Below are 16,313 nucleotides of genomic sequence, written 5' to 3' on the forward strand. Positions count from 1 at the left end.
TCCTTGCCACTTGTTGTTGCAGGAGCGAATTTGGCTTGATCCACTTTCCCAGAATGGGACTGCGGAGGACTGCAAAAATCGTTAGATTACCTGATCCAGACTGCGACAGCGTGAGACAATGTCTGTTGCCAAGACAACACAGCGAAGCATGAAAATAAATATTCTTTTCAGGCACTTAAATGTCTCAAGAGGTCGCAAGCTGTTTTAAGTCGGCGCAGATTGCACCAGGAAGGAAGCGATCTCGGGCGGAATCATAATCCGCGTGTCGGGGGTTCAAGTCCCTCCTCCGCTACCATCACCCCCCTTAAAATCGACGCAGGCCCTCACCGCCTTTGCGTGCTGGCGCACGCCTGCTCTCCAAGTCCACTTTGATCGATGATGTTGGTGATGGCGCCTTCGAGCTCCTGAATGGGAGCGCGCCAGGTTTCATGAGCGTTGTCCAAAGGAGGCCAGCCGCCGGGGAGGTCGTTGGCGATATAAAAGAGGGCGCGCACACGGGAGCCGTCGGGCAACGCTCCCTGAAATTGGCACCAGTGAGCGTTCGGATCTTTACTTGAACGACTTGGTCCGCGCAGGCAGACCACGCTGAAGGGCCGTTCGAAGAAGGTGATATCTGTCGAAAGCAAACTCTTACGGACACCGTCTTTGCCCTCATGACCTCGCATGGCATCAAAGCCTTCATAGTCAGCGCTAGGTTTGGCATCCTCCCATCCGCTCAGCATTAGAGGTGCGTCCCCTTTTGGGAGGTAACTCTCGTAGATGATTAAATCGTAAATGGAGTATTCTTGCTTTTCCCCTGCAAAGGCCTCCAAGATGCCTGGAAGGCTCTTGGGCCAGCTAAATCCGGCGAAATGCAGGTTCGTCACGATCTGTGGGGGACCGTCGTAGGGCCAGTCTTCCGGAAGACGTGCTTCATCCAGATACTCGGGCTCCACAGGCCCTCTCTCTGCGTCGCGGGGGCGGTAGCCGAAATGCGCAGACTTCGGGACGAGAAACAGCGTCCCGTCCTTACAGACGGGCCTGATGTCTTGGGTGTCTGACAGCGCAGGCGTGACGGAGAGGACCGCCGACAGAATGGCGCTGGTGAGCGTGTATAAATTGTTCATAATCCACACATTTCATCGTGGTTACCCACAACCTAGAGTGGTTTTCCGCATTCGGTCAACGCCTTGAAAGACACAGGGTGTCGCAGGGAAAGCAGCAGGACATGGACCCGGGCAAACGCCGCCACCGCTCCCGCTTCCGGTCGCACAGCAAAGCGGGCTTGTGCCGGTCGGGCTGCGCGCCTAAGCAGGGGCGTTGCCCAACAAGCGTGAGCCCCTGATGCAGAACCTGCGTGGAATCCTTTTGATGATCGCGGCCATGGCGGGCTTTGCGCTGGCCGATATGTTCATCAAGCTGGCCACGGCCACGCTGCCCTCGGGACAGATCCTGATGGTGATGGGTGCGGGCGGGGCTGCGCTGTTTGCCACGCTCTGCCTTTATCGCCGCATTCCAATGGCTTCCAAGGCGTTCTTCCACCCGATGATCCTGACCCGGAACCTCTCCGAGGCCGTGGGCGGGGCGAGTTTCGTCACCGCATTCGCGCTCACCGATCTCTCCACCACCTCGGCCATCATGCAGGCGAGCCCGCTGATCATCACCATGGGGGCGGCGCTGTTCCTGCACGAGCCCGTGGGCCCGCGCCGCTGGTTCGCCATCGGCCTCGGTTTCCTGGGGATGCTCATCGTGATCCGACCCGGGCTTTCGGGCTTCGAGGCGGCCTCGCTCTTTGCAGTGGCGGGCGTCGTGGCGCTGTCGATCCGCGATCTGGCCACCCGCGCCACGCCCGATCACATCCCCACCCCGCTCATGGCGGTCTACGCCTTTCTGCTGCTGGTGCCCACCGGGGCCGCGATCCTGCCCTTCGAGGGCCCGCCCGCCTGGCCCGACGGCACCACGAGCCTGTGGCTGGGCGCCATGATCCTCTTCGCATTTCTCGGGTATTTCGCCGTCACCGCCTCGGTGCGTTCGGGCGCATTGGGCGTCATCGCACCGTTCCGCTACAGCCGCATCGTCTTCGCCATGATCCTCGGGATCGCCGTTTTCGGGGAGCGCCCGGACGGCTTCACCTGGCTCGGCACCGCGCTGATCGTGGGCTCGGGCCTCTACGCCTTCCTGCGCGAAACCCGCGTGGCGCGCCAACAGGCCGCCCAGTGAACCGCCCGGAGGAGCGCCCGGAGGAGCGCCCGGCGAGCCGCCGGCCGAACGGAACCGAAACGAACCTGCCCCAACGTCATTATTTTTTCGCCTGTTAGCGATAACTCTCGCGCGAAAGTCGTGTTAGCGGTAACAGGCCGCATTTACAAATGCGCCCGCCCTGCTATGACAGCGCAGAATTCGATCCATTTGAGGATAAGCGCATGAGCACCATCATCGACATCATCGGCCGTGAAATTCTGGACAGCCGTGGCAACCCCACCGTGGAAGTGGACGTGATCCTCGAAGACGGCACCATGGGCCGCGCGGCGGTGCCCTCCGGCGCGTCCACCGGCGCCTACGAGGCCGTCGAGAAGCGCGATGGCGACAAGTCCCGCTACCTCGGCAAGGGTGTGCTGGAAGCCGTGGCCGCCGTGAACGGCGAGATCGCCGAGGCTCTGGTGGGTTTCGATGCCACCGAACAGGAGGCCATCGATGCCGCGATGATCGAACTGGACGGCACCGAGAACAAGGGCCGCCTCGGCGCCAACGCCATCCTCGGCGTCTCCCTTGCCGTGGCCAAGGCCGCCGCCGATTTCACCGCCCAGCCGCTCTACCGCTACGTGGGCGGCACCTCCGCGCGCACCCTGCCCGTGCCGATGATGAACATCATCAACGGCGGCGAGCATGCCGACAACCCGATCGACATCCAGGAATTCATGATCATGCCGGTCTCGGCAGCGAACGTGAAGGAAGCCATCCGCATGGGCGCGGAAGTCTTCCACACCCTGAAGAAAGAGCTCTCCGCGGCTGGCCACAACACCGGCATCGGCGATGAAGGCGGCTTCGCGCCGAACCTCGCCTCCACCCGCGATGCGCTGGATTTCGTGATGAAAGCCATCGAGAAGGCCGGCTACAAACCGGGCGAGGACATCTACCTCGCGCTGGATTGCGCCGCCACGGAATACTTCAAGGACGGCAAATACGAACTCAAGGGCGAAGGGAAATCCCTGACCTCCGCCGAAAACGTCGCCTATCTGGAAGCGCTGGTGAACGACTACCCGATCATCTCGATCGAGGATGGCTGCTCCGAAGATGACTGGGACGGCTGGAAGATGCTGACCGACACCCTGGGCGATCGCATCCAGCTGGTGGGCGACGATCTCTTCGTCACCAACCCGGCCCGCCTCGCCATGGGCATCGAGAAGGGCTGCGCCAACTCCATGCTGGTGAAGGTGAACCAGATCGGCTCGCTGTCGGAAACGCTGAAGGCCGTGGACATGGCCCACCGCGCCCGCATGACCAACGTGATGAGCCACCGCTCCGGCGAAACCGAAGACGCCACCATCGCCGATCTCGCCGTGGCCACCAACTGCGGCCAGATCAAGACGGGCTCGCTGTCGCGCTCCGACCGGCTGGCGAAATACAACCAGCTGATCCGCATCGAGGAAATGCTGGGCGAAACCGCCGTCTACGCCGGGCGTTCGATCCTGAAGTAATCCCCTTCAGAAGCCCCCTTTGGAAAGCCCCGCCACCCGGCGGGGCTTTTTTCGCGACAGGACCGCTTCACGCGGCCAGGATATGGCCTTCAAAAGCCTTGAGGGTGAGCCGGGCCGTCTCCCCATAGCCTTCACCGTCGGCTCCCAGTTCCGGAAACAGGGCCACGATCTCGGCGCGCGTTTGCTCCGAAAGCTGATCGAAGATGAAATCGCCCGGATGGAAGCTTTCCGTCGCGCTGCCTTCGGCGAAGATGATTTCATGCCGGTCGAAAAGAACATGGTAGTAGCGCACGCGCGGGCGCGGCACGCGCTCCACCAGCCCTTCGTGCAAAAGGCTCTTGGCGCTGGTCAGAACCTCCTCCATCCCGAACAGGAGTTCGCATTTCCATCCGGCAAGCAGGAAACGGTGCTGCGGTGAAACCTCGATCGCGCGGCGATTGTCGAGCACGCCGGGCGCAATTCGGATCGGGGCCATCTCTTCGAGCCCGGACACCTCGGAACAGCCGATCCAGCGGATCGGTTGAGCGCCGTGGTCGAGCGTCTCCACGAGGTCGCCCGTCCTCAGCCTTTCGATGGGCGCCTCCCCCTTTGGTGTCAGGATCCGGGTGCCCTCGACGAGACACGGGAAATTCTGCGAGCCGACCGTCGGCGTGTTGAGGATCCAGTTGCCGTTTTCATCCGGCACGAGGGAGTTGGTCGAGTTGTTGCGCAGCGGCGTGCCGATGCTGTCCTGCGAGGTGCCGTCAAGGCTGCCGCCGCGCACCGAAATCGGGCTCGTCGGCCCCCAGAAAACCGAGCCGATGGCGGCTCCGTCATCGGCAAGCGCGATCCCTGCGCGCGGGCCGTCTTCCAGAGGAACGGAAAGCACGTAGTAGTCATAGGTCCCGTCCGTCGTGAAGCTGCCGCTCCCGACCGCATAGGTGGCATCCAGCGTGCTGCGCGGGCCTGTCTTGCCGTAGACCTCCAGCACGAGATCACTCACGTCCGCGCCGGCTTCGACACGGATCTCGACGAAATCTCCCGCTCCCCCGTCATAGGAAAGCTCGTTTATGCGTGCGGGCACGTGCTGCCTCCTGCTCTGCGCCTGCCAGACCCCCATCCGGCAAACATTGGGCAGCACCAAATCAGGTTTCGCTGCATAGTGTATCTCAAGTGAATCGGAACCACACGCCCCATTTCGTCAATCTGGAGTGTCAAATTGGATATCGGGGCGGCACAAGGAAATTGCAAGATGACCCCGGACCAGATCATCGCCCAGCTCGGCCTCACGCCCCACCTCGAGGGGGGGCACTATCGCCAGACGTGGATTGCGGAGGCCGAAGGCGGCGCACGCCCGGCCGGCACCTGCATCTACTTCCTGCTGAAGGCGGGGGAACGCTCCCACTGGCACCGGGTGGACGCCGCCGAGATCTGGCATTTCTACGCCGGCGCGCCGCTCATCCTCTCGATCGCCGAAAGCGAGACCGGCCCGGCCCGGCCCCATGTGCTGGGCCCCGATCTCGCCTCCGGCGCCCGCCCGCAGGTGATCGTGCCCGAGGGCCACTGGCAGGCCGCGCGCAGCACCGGGGCGTGGACGCTGGTGGGCTGCACCGTGTCGCCCGCTTTCCGCTTCGAGGGCTTCGAACTCGCCGCCCCCGGCTTCGACATCCCGGAAGCCTGACATGCCCGTGATCGATCTCACCCGCCCCCTGTCGGCGGCCACCGAACCCTACCGGCAGGAAGGCTACAGCGATCCGCCCATCGCGATCACCCCGTGGTGCGGCATCGCCGAACGCGGCTTCGCCGTATCCGCTCTCGCGCTCGGAACCCAGTCAGGCACCCATATCGACGCCCCCGCCCATTTCGCCGAAGGCGGACCGACGCTGGAGGCCCTCGCGCCCGAAGCGCTCCTCGGCCCCTACACGCGGATCGACCTGCGGCGCGGGCAGGCGCTCCCGGTGCTGCCCGCACGGGCTGAGCCGATATTGCTGCTGGACGCCCGCGGCGGCGCGCGGCTTTCGGCGGCGATGCTGGAGGCGTTGATCCGGCTGGAAGCGCCGCTCTGGGTGATGGCGGGCGAAATCACCGTGCCTGGCGAGGCCCCGCTGCGCTTCCATGAGCGGATCGCGCAGGCCGGCATCTACCTCGTCGAGGATCTGGCCGAGCCGGAGCTGGCGGATTTCCCGCCGCGCGGCGAGATCATCGCCCTGCCGCTGGCGTTGCAGGGCACCACCGGCAGCCCCTGCCGGGTCCTGCTGCGCTACTGACGGGCTACCTGGCGGCTTCCGGCGCGCTGATCTGCCCGCCGCCGATCGCCATGCTCACGCCGGTCGTGTTGGGGCAGGACGTGGGCAGCCCACGCGCAACGCGCACGGCGAGAAAGGCGAAGGCCTGCGCCTCCAGCATGTCGCCGTCAAAGCCCGCGTCCTCCACCGGGCGCACGGGCACATCCAGAAGCACCGAGAGCATCGCCATCAGCGTCGGGTTCTTGCGCCCGCCCCCGGTGACGAGCACGCCGATGGGCTGGCTGGGCAGATGCTCCATCGCCCGCGCGACCGAGGCCGCGCAGATCGCGGTGAGCGTGGCGGCCGCATCGGCGTCGTCCAGATGGGCGACGCGCTCCAGGACGTCCGGAAAATCGTTCCGGTCCAGGGATTTGGGCGGCATCCTGTAGAAATAGGCCGCCTCCAGGAAATCGGCGACGAGGTCTTCGTCCACCTCGCCCTGCGCCGCCAGCGCGCCGTCTTCGTCGAAGGGCAGCCCGCGGCGCTGGAACACGAGATCGTTGATCGGCGCGTTGGCCGGGCCGGTATCGAAGGCCAGCAGCGCGCCCTCCTCCTCGGGCGCCTCGAAAGCCGGGTCAACCCACGTCAGGTTGCCCACGCCCCCGAGGTTGAGAAAGACGACGGGCCCCTCGGCCTCCATGAACTTCGCGCAGGCGAAATGGTAGAACGGCGCCAGCGGCGCGCCCTCGCCGCCCATCTCCACGTCGGAGGTACGGAAATCCCACACCACCGGGCGCTGCAGCACCTCGGCCAGCACCCGCCCGTCGCCTGCCTGGTGGGTGCCGTAACCGCGCGGATCATGGGCCAGCGTCTGGCCGTGAAAGCCGATCAGGTCGCAATCCTCGAACTCCGACAGCAGCGCCGCATGGGCCGTTTCCACCACTTCGGCGGCGGCCTCGACCTCCGGAAATCCCGGCCAGAGCCCCAGAGCCTGCGCGATCACCGCGCGCTCCTCCTCGGTGTAGGGCCGATAGCGCGCCTCACCGAATTCCAGAATGCGTCTGCCGTCGGTTTTCAGCAGCGCCGCGTCCACCCCGTCCAGCGAGGTGCCCGACATGCAACCCAAGGCCCAGACGGCCCCCTCTTTCAACATGCACTTCCCCTTTCAGACGCGGCCCGATATACCGCGCCCTGTCTAGTTTGAACATGGATCAAAAACCGATGACCTACCACCCGAAATCAGACTTCATGCGCGTGATGATCGAGCGCGGCTTCCTGGCCGACTGCACCGATTATCAGGGGCTGGACGAGGCCCTGATCAAAGGCGTGGTGCCGGCCTATATCGGCTTCGATGCCACGGCGAAATCGCTGCACGTGGGCTCGCTGATCCAGATCATGATGCTGCGCTGGCTCCAGAAGACGGGCCACAAACCGATCACCCTGATGGGCGGCGGCACCACCAAGGTGGGCGATCCCTCCTTCCGCGCCGACGAGCGCCCCCTGCTGACCAATGAGCAGATCGACGCCAACATCGAGGGCATCAAGCAGGTCTTCGCCAAATACGTCTCCTACGACGACAGCCCCACCGGCGCGCTGATGCTCAACAACGCCGAGTGGCTGGACGGGCTCAACTACCTCGAATTCCTGCGCGACATCGGGCGCCACTTCTCGGTCAACCGGATGCTCTCCTTCGAAAGCGTGAAATCGCGGCTCGACCGGGAGCAGTCGCTCTCCTTCCTCGAATTCAACTACATGATCCTGCAGGCCTACGATTTCCTCGAACTGAACCGCCGCTACGGCTGCCTGCTGCAGATGGGCGGCTCCGATCAATGGGGCAACATCGTCAACGGGATCGATCTGACCCGCCGCGTACTGGATCACGAGATCTACGGGCTGACCTCGCCGCTGCTGACCACCTCGGACGGCAAGAAGATGGGCAAGACGGCCGACGGCGCGGTCTGGCTCAATACCGAGATGCGTTCGCCCTATGAGTTCTGGCAGTTCTGGCGCAACACCAACGACGCCGACGTGGGCCGCTTCCTGAAGCTCTACACCGAGATCGACGTGGCCGAATGCGAGCGCCTCGGCGCCCTTGCCGGCAGCGAGATCAACGAGGCCAAGATCGTGCTGGCCAATGCCGTCACCACGCTCTGCCACGGCGCCGAGGCCGCGGCAGCCGCCGAAGCCACCGCGCGCGAAGTCTTCGAGAAAGGCGGTGTCGGCGACGATCTGCCCACGCTCACGCTCGCCCCGGCTGAGGTCGCCGACGGCATCTCCATCGTGCAGCTGCTGGTGAAATCCGGCCTGGCCGGCTCGGGCAAGGAGGCCAAGCGCCTGATCGCCGACAACGGCGCCAGGATGAACGACGCGCCGCTCACCAGCGCCGCACTGGTCCTGACGGCGGAGGACCTCGCCGAGCCGGTGAAACTCTCCGCCGGCAAGAAGCGTCACGCGCTCGTCACCCTCGGCTGAGGCAACTCCGGCCGGCACCACCCGCCGGCCCTTTCCTCTCGCTTCAAATACCTTCGGGGGGCCCGGGGGGCAGACAGCCCCCCGGCTCTTTCATTCTGCGGGGCAGACAGCCCCCCGGCTTTTTTACACTGCGGGGCAGACAGCTCCCCGGCACTTTCATACTGTGGGGCAGACTGCCCCCCGGCCTCTTTCAGTTCGCGGAGATACGTCGCGGACTTAGTTCAGCATCCATTCCCCGTCCGGCCAGAAGGCATGGAAGGCGAAGGCGAACATCACGTCATGGGCCACGTCGCGCCCCTGCGCGTCGCGCACGCGGATCGAGCCCACGTCCCTGCCCTTGCCGATGCGCCCCGAATCCAGCGCCGAGGCCTGCCCGGACTGCCAGCTGATCGTGACGCCGGCCTCGCGCAGCTCCCCGGCCTCGCTCACCCGCGCCAGCGGCCAGGCCCGATCCCCGACGCGCACCACCCGCGCCAGCGGCGGGATGCCGTGGGGCGGCATCTCGCCCGAGTAGAGGAACGGGCGGCGCGAACTGTCGTAGCCGCGGTAGGGGTTGGAGCCGTAGGAGCGGTTCCAGCTCGGCTCGTTCATCACGAGGCCGTCCGGGTTGCGCGCCCTGAACTGATCCCAGCTCTCCATCCAGGCCGGGATCTGCGTGAGTTCCATGCCGGTATATCGGCCCACGATGCCGGTGCCGATGGCCTGCTGCCACCAGCTTTCGGTTTCCCGGTCAAACATGATCATGTCGGAGTTGCGCAGCTTGCCGGAGACGCCGAAGGTCAGGACCCGCCCGTTCACCCGCCGGTCGAACACGATGCCCGAATTGCACAGCGGGCAGAAGGTCACTGCCACGGGCACGCCGCCGATCCGGTCGTTCACGATCTCGTGCCAGGTCAGGTAGCGGATCGGATAGGCGCGCGGCGCCTGGCCGTCGATCTCCACCGTGATGACGGGCTCCCGCCCCTCGATGCGGCTTTCGGACGCCACCCGCACGAAGCTTGGATCCGACAGCGCGGGGATGCCATCCTTGGGCGGCCCGCCCGAGATGATCTCACCCCAGCTGCCCACGATCGTCCGGCTGAAATCCGTGTTCGGCCATTCCGATTTCCAGAAGGTCGGATCGGCGGCGGCCGGTGGCGGCGCGGCCAGAGCAAGCGCCCCGCCTGCCAGAACGGACGCGCAGAAACGCCTCAGAGCCTGAACGGAAAATCGCTCCAGAAAACGCATTGGGGGCCTCCCTCATCTGTCTGGCACAAGCCTGACAGAGGGAAGCCCCCAAGCCCAGCCCCGCTCACGCAGGGTTTACGGTGCGAGTTCGCGCCGCCTCAGCGCACCTCGGCCTTCACGATGCGGTCCGGCCGGCCCACGACGACCCCGTTGGGGCCGGTGCCGCGCTTGATCTGGTCAACCACCTCCATGCCCGAGGTCACCCGGCCGACGACCGTGTACTGGCCGTTCAGGAAGTGCCCGTCCTTGAACATGATGAAGAACTGGCTGTTGGCCGAGTTCGGGTTCTGGGAGCGCGCCATGCCCACCACGCCGCGTTCGAAGGGGATGTCGGAGAACTCCGCCGGAAGATCCGGGTAGGAGGAGCCGCCGGTACCCGCGCGGCGCATGTTGCCGCCGATCTTGCCGTGCTGCACGTCGCCGGTCTGGGCCATGAAGCCATCGATCACGCGGTGGAACACCACGTCGTCATAGGCGCCTTCGGCGGCCAGGGCGGCGATGCGCTCGGCATGGGCCGGGGCCACGTCATCCAGAAGCTCGATCACCACCGTGCCGTTGGCCTCGCCTTCGATGGTGAGGGCGATCTCGGTGGCCAGCGCCGCGCCCGGCAGGGCGGCGGCGAGGCCGAGCGCCAGGGCCAGCTTACGCATCGGCGGCCACCTTCACGCTGATCATGCGGTCCGGGTTCGCGGGCGGCTCGCCGCGCGTGATCGCGTCCACGTGTTCCATGCCCTCGATCACGCGCCCGTAGACGGTGTACTGGCGGTTCAGGAAGTGGTTGTCGGAAAAGTTGATGAAGAACTGGCTGTTGGCCGAGTTCGGGTTCTGGCTGCGGGCCGCGCCCAGCGTGCCGCGATCGTGCGGGATCCCGGAGAACTCCGCCGGAAGGTCCGGCAGATCGGAGCCGCCGGTGCCGGCCATGCGCAGGTTGAAGTTCTTCTCCATGTTGCCGTTGGCCACGTCGCCCGTCTGGGCCATGAAGCCGTCGATCACGCGGTGGAAGGCCACGTTGTCATAGGCGCCGGCGCGGGCCAGTTCCTTCATGCGTTCGCAATGCTTGGGGGCGATATCGGGCAGAAGCTCGATGGTGACGGTGCCCCCTTTCAGTTCGATGAGGATGGTGTTTTCGGGATCCTTGATGTCGGCCATCTGATGCTCCTGTCGTTAACGGGTTCCGCATGGGTTGGCGCCTTAGTTAAGCCTTGGGGGACGAAAGGAAAAGGGGGAAACCATTTGCACGGTTGACCTGACGCCGCGCATCATGTGTGTAACGCCCATAGTCTTGCCCGTTGCCGCAAAGGAAGCTTCCCCATGGCCTGGAAAACCCTCGACGATATGGATCTCGCCGGAAAGACCGTTCTGACGCGCGTCGACATCAACGTGCCGATGGAGAACGGCGTGGTGACCGACGACACCCGCATCCGGCGCATCGTGCCCACCGTGGCCGACATCCGCGCCAAGGGGGGCAAACCGGTGCTGCTGGCCCATTTCGGCCGCCCCAAGGGCCAGTTCGTGCCCGAGATGTCGCTCGCGCCGCTGGTGCCCGCGCTCGAAGCCGCCTTCGGCGCGCCCGTCACCTTCGTGGAGCGCCCCAGCCGCGAGGCGCTGGACGCCCTGCCCGCCGACGCCATCGTGCTGGTGGAGAACACCCGTTTCACCCCGATGGAAGAGGCCAACGATCCGCAGATGGCCCAGTTCCTCGCCAGCCTCGGCGACGTCTACTGCAACGATGCCTTCTCCGCCGCCCACCGCGCCCATGCCTCCACCGAGGGTGTCGCCCATCACCTGCCCTCCTGCGCGGGTCGGCTGATGGAGGCCGAGCTGAAGGCGCTGGAGGCGGCGCTCTCCAACCCGGTGCGCCCGGTCGTGGCCGTCGTCGGCGGCGCGAAAGTCTCCACCAAGCTCGATCTGCTGGGCAACCTCGTGGCGAAGGTCGATCACCTCGTGATCGGCGGCGGCATGGCCAACACCTTCCTCGCCGCGCAAGGCATCGATGTAGGCAAGAGCTTGGCCGAGCACGAGATGGCCGACACCGCGCGCGAGATCCTCGCCAAGGCCGAGGCCGCCGGCTGCGAGATCATCCTGCCGGTGGATGTGGTGGTCGCGCGCGAATTCGCCGCCAACGCCGCCAATGAGACCGTGCCCGCGGATGCCTGCCCTGCGGATGCGATGATCCTCGATGCCGGCCCCGAAACCGTGGCCAGGATCACCGCCACCCTGGAAGCGGCGAAGACCCTGATCTGGAACGGCCCGCTCGGCGCCTTCGAGATCGAGCCTTTCGATGCCGCCACCAACGCCGCCGCCGCACGGGCCGCAGCGCTCTCCAAGGCGGGCAAACTCGTCTCCGTGGCGGGCGGCGGCGATACGGTCGCGGCGCTCAACAAGGCCGGGGCGGCGGAGGATTTCACCTATATCTCCACCGCCGGCGGCGCCTTCCTGGAGTGGATGGAAGGCAAGGTCCTGCCCGGGGTCGCGGCGCTCGAAAACTGAGCCCAAAACCTAATTTTATGTAACGAAATAAAACTGTTGGCGCTACCATGACGCATGTTAGCGCCAACAGCATTGCATGTGCAGCATACGCCTTCTAGAGCCTTGGACACGAGATTGGCCCAGACAATTTTGAAAGAGGACGTATCCCATGAAGGCGACCCGTACGGTCAGCAAGATCCTGGCAAACTACGAGGGCGAAACGCCCGGTGTGAAAGCCAAACTGTGCTCCATCCTGATGCACGGCAAACTCGGCGGCACCGGAAAGATGATCATCCTGCCGGTGGACCAGGGCTTCGAACACGGGCCGGCGCGCTCCTTCGCGCCCAACCCGGCGGGGTATGATCCGCACTACCACTACCAGCTCGCCATCGACGCCGGGCTCAACGCCTACGCCGCGCCGCTGGGCTCGCTGGAAGCCGGGGCCGACACCTTCGCCGGCCAGATCCCGACGATCCTGAAGGTCAACTCCGCCAACTCGCTGATGAGCGGCACCGCGGGCAAGAACCAGGCCATCACCGCCTCCGTGGACGACGCCCTGCGCCTGGGCTGTGCGGCCATCGGCTTCACCATCTACCCCGGCTCCGACTACGCGCTCGACATGTTCGAAGAGGTGGTGGAGATGCGCCGGGAAGCCGCCGCCAAGGGCGTGGCGACGGTGATCTGGTCCTACCCGCGCGGCGAGGCGATCACCAAGGAAGGCGAAACCGCCGTGGACGTGGCCGCCTACGCCGCCCATATCGCCGCCCTGCTGGGCGCCCACATCATCAAGGTGAAGCTCTCCACCGATCACCTGATGCTGCCGGAGGCCAAGAAGGTCTACGAGGAGCAGAAGATCGACATCTCCACCCAGGCCGCCCGCGTGGCCGACTGCGTGAAATCCTCCTTCAACGGCAAACGGCTCATCGTCTTCTCCGGCGGCGCCAAGAAGGGGGCCGACAGCGTGTTCGACGACGCCCGCGCCATCCGCGACGGTGGCGGCAACGGCTCCATCATCGGCCGCAACAGCTTCCAGCGCTCCCGCGAGGAGGCGCTCGAGATGCTCGCCAAGCTGCAGGACATCTACAAGGGCAAGGCCTGAGCCAGTCCCGGCCGGGAACACACCCGGCCAATGAAACGGGAAAAGGGCGCTTCGGCGCCCTTCTTCTTGGGGCAATTGCAGTTTGCATCGGCGGTCGAAACAGGGTTTGTTGACCCCGCGCGACAAGTTTCCCTGCAACTGGGCAATGCCGGTTGGCGGCGTGGCGGATGCTTTCCGCATGTTTGGGTTTTTATTGAGTCTGTACGACGGGTTTTCCTGGTGCGATTGCTTTTTCTCATACCGAATTTGAGCGCCGGCGGCGCCGAGCGGGTCGTCGTGAAGCTGGCGGAGCTGCTCTCCGAAGACCACGACTGCACCATCCTGATTTCCGAAGCCGGCGCGCGTGAGTACGATGTCTGCGTTCCCGTCGTGGAATGTGCCTTCGCTCCCGAGCCCCTGCGGCGCAGTATCGAATCCATCGCGCCCGACGTGATACTCGATCACTTCCACTGGGACATCGATCACATCCAGCTGATGGCGGAAATGGCCGATGAGGGCTGGAAAATCGTGATCACCGAACACAACAGCTACTTCTATCCGCTGTTCCAGCATCACCGCGAACGGAAAGCGAAATATGCCGACCACTTCGAAAAGCGCTACGAGGCCTACGCCAAGTTCGCCGCGGTGACCGTGCTGAACCAGGATGCGCTCGACATGTTCGGCAAGCATCTTTCCAACGTCCGCCTGATCCAGAATCCGGTTTCCTACCACACCAACGGAACGGCCGATCACGGCTCGGCCAAGGTTCTGAACATTTCCCACTTCCGCAAGGAAGCCAAGAGACTGGACCTTCTCTACGAGGCCTTCGGGCAGCTTGCGGAACGAAACGCGCAGGCCCGGCTTGCCATCATCGGCACCTACGATCACCTTCGCGATAACGCCTATCGCAAGCGCTTCGGGATCGAACCGTCGCGGATCCAATGCGTCGGGCGCTCGCTCCTCGTGGCCGAGCACTACAACAGCTCTGCCGTATTCGCCCTGACGAGCGAAATCGAGGGGCAACCCATGGTGCTGCTCGAAGCGGCCCTGCACTGCCTGCCGCAGGTCGTTTTCGACATTCCCGGCATGGCGGACCAAGTGATAGACGGGGAGACCGGATTCATCGTCCCCTTCGGCGACGTAGAGGCCTTCGCTGACAGGCTGGACCTGCTGCTGCGAGACCGTGGGCGCGCCCGCGACATGGGTTTCGCCGCGCGCGCCCACGTGCTGGATCGCTTCGCACCAACGAAGATCGCGGCCGAATGGAACACGCTTCTCGCCGAAGTGGCGGGCGGGTGCGTGCCTTCGGCGGTGCAGGGAACGAAGCCGGGAACGATATGTCCGTCGCGCGAAACAGCCTTCACCGATTTCTGGGCACGAGTTGCCGCCGGGCAGGAAACGACTCCGCCGAAAGTCAGCTACCTTGTCCCGGTCCACGGCACCGAGGCACTGCTGGGCCGATGCCTCGACAGTATCAGAAGCCAGGACATGGACAGCTTCGAATGCATCGTCGTGGATGACGGCTCACCGGGCGACACCGAATACGCCTTTCGCGAAGCCGTAGGCGGTGATCCGCGTTTCAAGCTGATCCGCCATTCCCGCAACCGCGGCCTTTATACCGCCCGCTCCACGGCCGCCGAAGCTGCGGAGGGGTTGTTCCTGTCCCATGTCGACAGCGACGACTACCTCCACCCTGCGTTCGGCGGCACCATGCTGGCGGAAGCCTTCGCCCGCGGCAGCGAGATCGTGGAATGCAATGCCGTAGAGATCGAGGTCGATGGCCGACCGATCCGGTTTTCTTCGCTGCCGCCCTGCGAAATGGACAGGGCCGAGGCCTCCGACGCCTTCTTCAACCGCTCGATCCGCAACGTCGTCTGGAACAAGCTCTACCTGCGCGATCTCTGGTGGCGGCACCCGCAGCACAACACCATCGAGCGGGGCATCACCATCACCGAGGACATGCTGCGCAACAGCTACGCCTTCTCGGACGTCAACCGGTTCAGCAAGATACCGGACTGCCTGTATTACTACTGCCGCCGCCCGACATCAGTGGTGCGCGGCGGCGGCATGGCTTCGCTGCTGGCGAAGCTCGAACAGATCGAGATCTCCTATGCCGAAAGCAGCCTTGGCGTGGCACGGATTTCCGGAAACGACCGGCACATGTCTCTTCTGGAGCAATCACGGCTGGAAGACAGGCTGTGGTATATCGAGGAATACCTGCGCCGAACGCCCTGGCCGCAGGTGCAGATCGAGCTCGATGCCCTTCCCGGCGATCGGGGCCAAGAGTTGCATTTCACCTTCTGGAGCATCGCGCAGAAGCTGAAGACCGAGCATCGCCTTGAAGACATGCGCGCCTTTGCAGCCCACAGGACGGAGGCCTGGATCTGGGAGAAGACCCGGGCCGAGCGCCTCCAGACCCGGCTGACGCGGATCGCGACGCTCAGCGCGGAATGACAGACACATCAGGAATGGCAGAAGACACGTGGCCCTAAAGAACCAGATACTCTCACTCATCACCGAAATCCGCGGCCGGCTCGACGAACTGGAAAGCCTGACCCGCGCACTGCCGATTTCCTCCGTCCCTTCCCCCATGAGCTTTGACGAAGATGGGGTCGTTTCGGTTCTGAGCGGCCCCCCGCTGGACTTCGGGAAAGCCCCGCTGGAGGAGCCGATCGAGATCACCCCCTACGCGCTGGTCGACGGTTTCTTCCAGATCGGCGCTCCCTCCGCCAACGCGGTGGCGCGCATCGAAACATTCGAACTGTCGGACCTGCACCGCCCCGCCGGTTCGGAGACGGTCTACGGGTGGTCCATCTACCCGGTGGATCAGGACAACGCCTGGATGACATACGAATTCACTCTGCGCGAGATCGATTTCGACGCCTACGACTGGTTCGAATGGGTGATCAAGTGTTCGGCCTCCATCCCCGAAACCGTCTCGCTGCGGTTCCATGTCGATGGCGATGCCTTCAACGAGCCGATCCATCGCGACGAGGTGCGGCTGAACGAGTTCGCAAGCTTCATCTACGCACGGATCAGCCGCGACGAGATCCGCTCTCTAGGTCGTGAACTCATAAACGGGATTCCGTTTTTGGCGGTGTGATGATTCACTTTCGGAAACGGAGGTGAGCATGACGGGCAGACACGATGTGAGCGATGCGGAATGGGCGGTGATCTCGCCGCTGT

At 64.6% G+C, this 16,313-nt stretch carries 15 protein-coding genes; 9 read left to right on the forward strand and 6 right to left on the reverse strand.

Features of this window, described 5'->3' with window-relative positions; genetic code table 11:
- Positions 1–323: 323 nt before the first annotated feature.
- Positions 324–1,106, reverse strand: a complete 783-nt coding sequence (locus tag PSA7680_RS10530; RefSeq protein WP_085868667.1) for a hypothetical protein — start codon at positions 1,104–1,106, stop codon at positions 324–326.
- Positions 1,107–1,323: 217 nt separating this feature from the next.
- On the opposite strand from PSA7680_RS10530, the gene PSA7680_RS10535 reads away from it, so the two are divergent.
- Together PSA7680_RS10535 and eno are read left to right on the forward strand one after the other, a co-directional pair.
- Positions 1,324–2,199 carry a DMT family transporter gene (locus PSA7680_RS10535; RefSeq protein ID WP_085868668.1) on the forward strand — a complete coding sequence of 292 codons (876 nt, stop codon included), beginning with the start codon at positions 1,324–1,326 and terminating at the stop codon, positions 2,197–2,199.
- Positions 2,200–2,402: 203 nt separating this feature from the next.
- Positions 2,403–3,677 (forward strand): phosphopyruvate hydratase, encoded by a 1,275-nt coding sequence (eno, locus tag PSA7680_RS10540; RefSeq protein ID WP_085868669.1) that lies wholly within the window; start codon positions 2,403–2,405, stop codon positions 3,675–3,677.
- A gap of 67 nt (positions 3,678–3,744) precedes the next feature.
- Here the strand turns inward: eno and PSA7680_RS10545 are convergent, their stop codons facing one another.
- Positions 3,745–4,740, reverse strand: coding sequence for a Hint domain-containing protein (locus PSA7680_RS10545; RefSeq protein ID WP_176244119.1), 996 nt, complete (start codon positions 4,738–4,740; stop codon positions 3,745–3,747).
- Between the two features lie 168 nt (positions 4,741–4,908).
- Between PSA7680_RS10545 and PSA7680_RS10550 the strand changes: the two genes are divergently transcribed.
- Positions 4,909–5,337: a cupin domain-containing protein gene (locus tag PSA7680_RS10550; RefSeq protein ID WP_085868671.1), complete on the forward strand. Its 429-nt coding sequence runs from the start codon at positions 4,909–4,911 to the stop codon at positions 5,335–5,337.
- A gap of 1 nt (position 5,338) precedes the next feature.
- Entirely contained in the window at positions 5,339–5,923 is a 585-nt protein-coding gene (locus PSA7680_RS10555) for a cyclase family protein (protein WP_085868672.1), read from the forward strand.
- Positions 5,924–5,927: 4 nt separating this feature from the next.
- Here PSA7680_RS10555 and PSA7680_RS10560 read toward each other — a convergent pair whose 3' ends face one another.
- Positions 5,928–7,034 (reverse strand): anhydro-N-acetylmuramic acid kinase, encoded by a 1,107-nt coding sequence (locus PSA7680_RS10560; protein WP_085868673.1) that lies wholly within the window; start codon positions 7,032–7,034, stop codon positions 5,928–5,930.
- 68 nt (positions 7,035–7,102) lie between these two features.
- Between PSA7680_RS10560 and tyrS the strand changes: the two genes are divergently transcribed.
- Positions 7,103–8,353 (forward strand): tyrosine--tRNA ligase, encoded by a 1,251-nt coding sequence (tyrS, locus tag PSA7680_RS10565; protein WP_085868674.1) that lies wholly within the window; start codon positions 7,103–7,105, stop codon positions 8,351–8,353.
- Positions 8,354–8,569: 216 nt separating this feature from the next.
- Here tyrS and PSA7680_RS10570 read toward each other — a convergent pair whose 3' ends face one another.
- From PSA7680_RS10570 to PSA7680_RS10580, 3 genes are all read right to left on the reverse strand, one after another.
- Complete coding sequence (locus PSA7680_RS10570; protein ID WP_085868675.1) at positions 8,570–9,580, reverse strand: DUF3179 domain-containing protein; 1,011 nt, start codon at positions 9,578–9,580, stop codon at positions 8,570–8,572.
- Between the two features lie 98 nt (positions 9,581–9,678).
- The gene (locus PSA7680_RS10575; protein WP_085868676.1) at positions 9,679–10,230 is read right to left on the reverse strand and encodes a peptidylprolyl isomerase; all 552 of its coding nucleotides are present in this window, start codon (positions 10,228–10,230) and stop codon (positions 9,679–9,681) included.
- On the reverse strand, positions 10,223–10,729 hold the full coding sequence (locus tag PSA7680_RS10580) for a peptidylprolyl isomerase (protein ID WP_085868677.1): 507 nt from the start codon (positions 10,727–10,729) through the stop codon (positions 10,223–10,225). Before PSA7680_RS10580 ends, PSA7680_RS10575 begins: the two co-directional genes overlap by 8 nt.
- Before the next feature lie 162 nt (positions 10,730–10,891).
- Between PSA7680_RS10580 and PSA7680_RS10585 the strand changes: the two genes are divergently transcribed.
- From PSA7680_RS10585 to PSA7680_RS10600, 4 genes are all read left to right on the forward strand, one after another.
- Positions 10,892–12,070: a phosphoglycerate kinase gene (locus PSA7680_RS10585; RefSeq protein ID WP_085868678.1), complete on the forward strand. Its 1,179-nt coding sequence runs from the start codon at positions 10,892–10,894 to the stop codon at positions 12,068–12,070.
- 148 nt (positions 12,071–12,218) lie between these two features.
- Complete coding sequence (locus tag PSA7680_RS10590; RefSeq protein ID WP_085868679.1) at positions 12,219–13,148, forward strand: class I fructose-bisphosphate aldolase; 930 nt, start codon at positions 12,219–12,221, stop codon at positions 13,146–13,148.
- A gap of 219 nt (positions 13,149–13,367) precedes the next feature.
- Positions 13,368–15,581: a glycosyltransferase gene (locus PSA7680_RS10595; protein ID WP_176244120.1), complete on the forward strand. Its 2,214-nt coding sequence runs from the start codon at positions 13,368–13,370 to the stop codon at positions 15,579–15,581.
- Positions 15,582–15,609: 28 nt separating this feature from the next.
- The gene (locus PSA7680_RS10600; protein ID WP_085868681.1) at positions 15,610–16,230 is read left to right on the forward strand and encodes a hypothetical protein; all 621 of its coding nucleotides are present in this window, start codon (positions 15,610–15,612) and stop codon (positions 16,228–16,230) included.
- Positions 16,231–16,313 lie beyond the last annotated feature (83 nt).

Origin of the sequence: Pseudoruegeria aquimaris, assembly GCF_900172235.1 — a bacterium.
Classification (GTDB): Bacteria; Pseudomonadota; Alphaproteobacteria; order Rhodobacterales; family Rhodobacteraceae; genus Pseudoruegeria; species Pseudoruegeria aquimaris.

What these genes read in the sequence shown, in the direction of transcription:
- PSA7680_RS10530 (WP_085868667.1), bottom strand. Translation starts at nt 1,106, where the DNA reads ATGAACAATTTATACACGCTCACCAGCGCCATTCTGTCGGCGGTCCTC.
- PSA7680_RS10535 (WP_085868668.1), top strand. Translation starts at nt 1,324, where the DNA reads ATGCAGAACCTGCGTGGAATCCTTTTGATGATCGCGGCCATGGCGGGC.
- eno (WP_085868669.1), top strand. Translation starts at nt 2,403, where the DNA reads ATGAGCACCATCATCGACATCATCGGCCGTGAAATTCTGGACAGCCGT.
- PSA7680_RS10550 (WP_085868671.1), top strand. Translation starts at nt 4,909, where the DNA reads ATGACCCCGGACCAGATCATCGCCCAGCTCGGCCTCACGCCCCACCTC.
- PSA7680_RS10555 (WP_085868672.1), top strand. Translation starts at nt 5,339, where the DNA reads ATGCCCGTGATCGATCTCACCCGCCCCCTGTCGGCGGCCACCGAACCC.
- PSA7680_RS10560 (WP_085868673.1), bottom strand. Translation starts at nt 7,034, where the DNA reads ATGTTGAAAGAGGGGGCCGTCTGGGCCTTGGGTTGCATGTCGGGCACC.
- tyrS (WP_085868674.1), top strand. Translation starts at nt 7,103, where the DNA reads ATGACCTACCACCCGAAATCAGACTTCATGCGCGTGATGATCGAGCGC.
- PSA7680_RS10570 (WP_085868675.1), bottom strand. Translation starts at nt 9,580, where the DNA reads ATGCGTTTTCTGGAGCGATTTTCCGTTCAGGCTCTGAGGCGTTTCTGC.
- PSA7680_RS10575 (WP_085868676.1), bottom strand. Translation starts at nt 10,230, where the DNA reads ATGCGTAAGCTGGCCCTGGCGCTCGGCCTCGCCGCCGCCCTGCCGGGC.
- PSA7680_RS10580 (WP_085868677.1), bottom strand. Translation starts at nt 10,729, where the DNA reads ATGGCCGACATCAAGGATCCCGAAAACACCATCCTCATCGAACTGAAA.
- PSA7680_RS10585 (WP_085868678.1), top strand. Translation starts at nt 10,892, where the DNA reads ATGGCCTGGAAAACCCTCGACGATATGGATCTCGCCGGAAAGACCGTT.
- PSA7680_RS10590 (WP_085868679.1), top strand. Translation starts at nt 12,219, where the DNA reads ATGAAGGCGACCCGTACGGTCAGCAAGATCCTGGCAAACTACGAGGGC.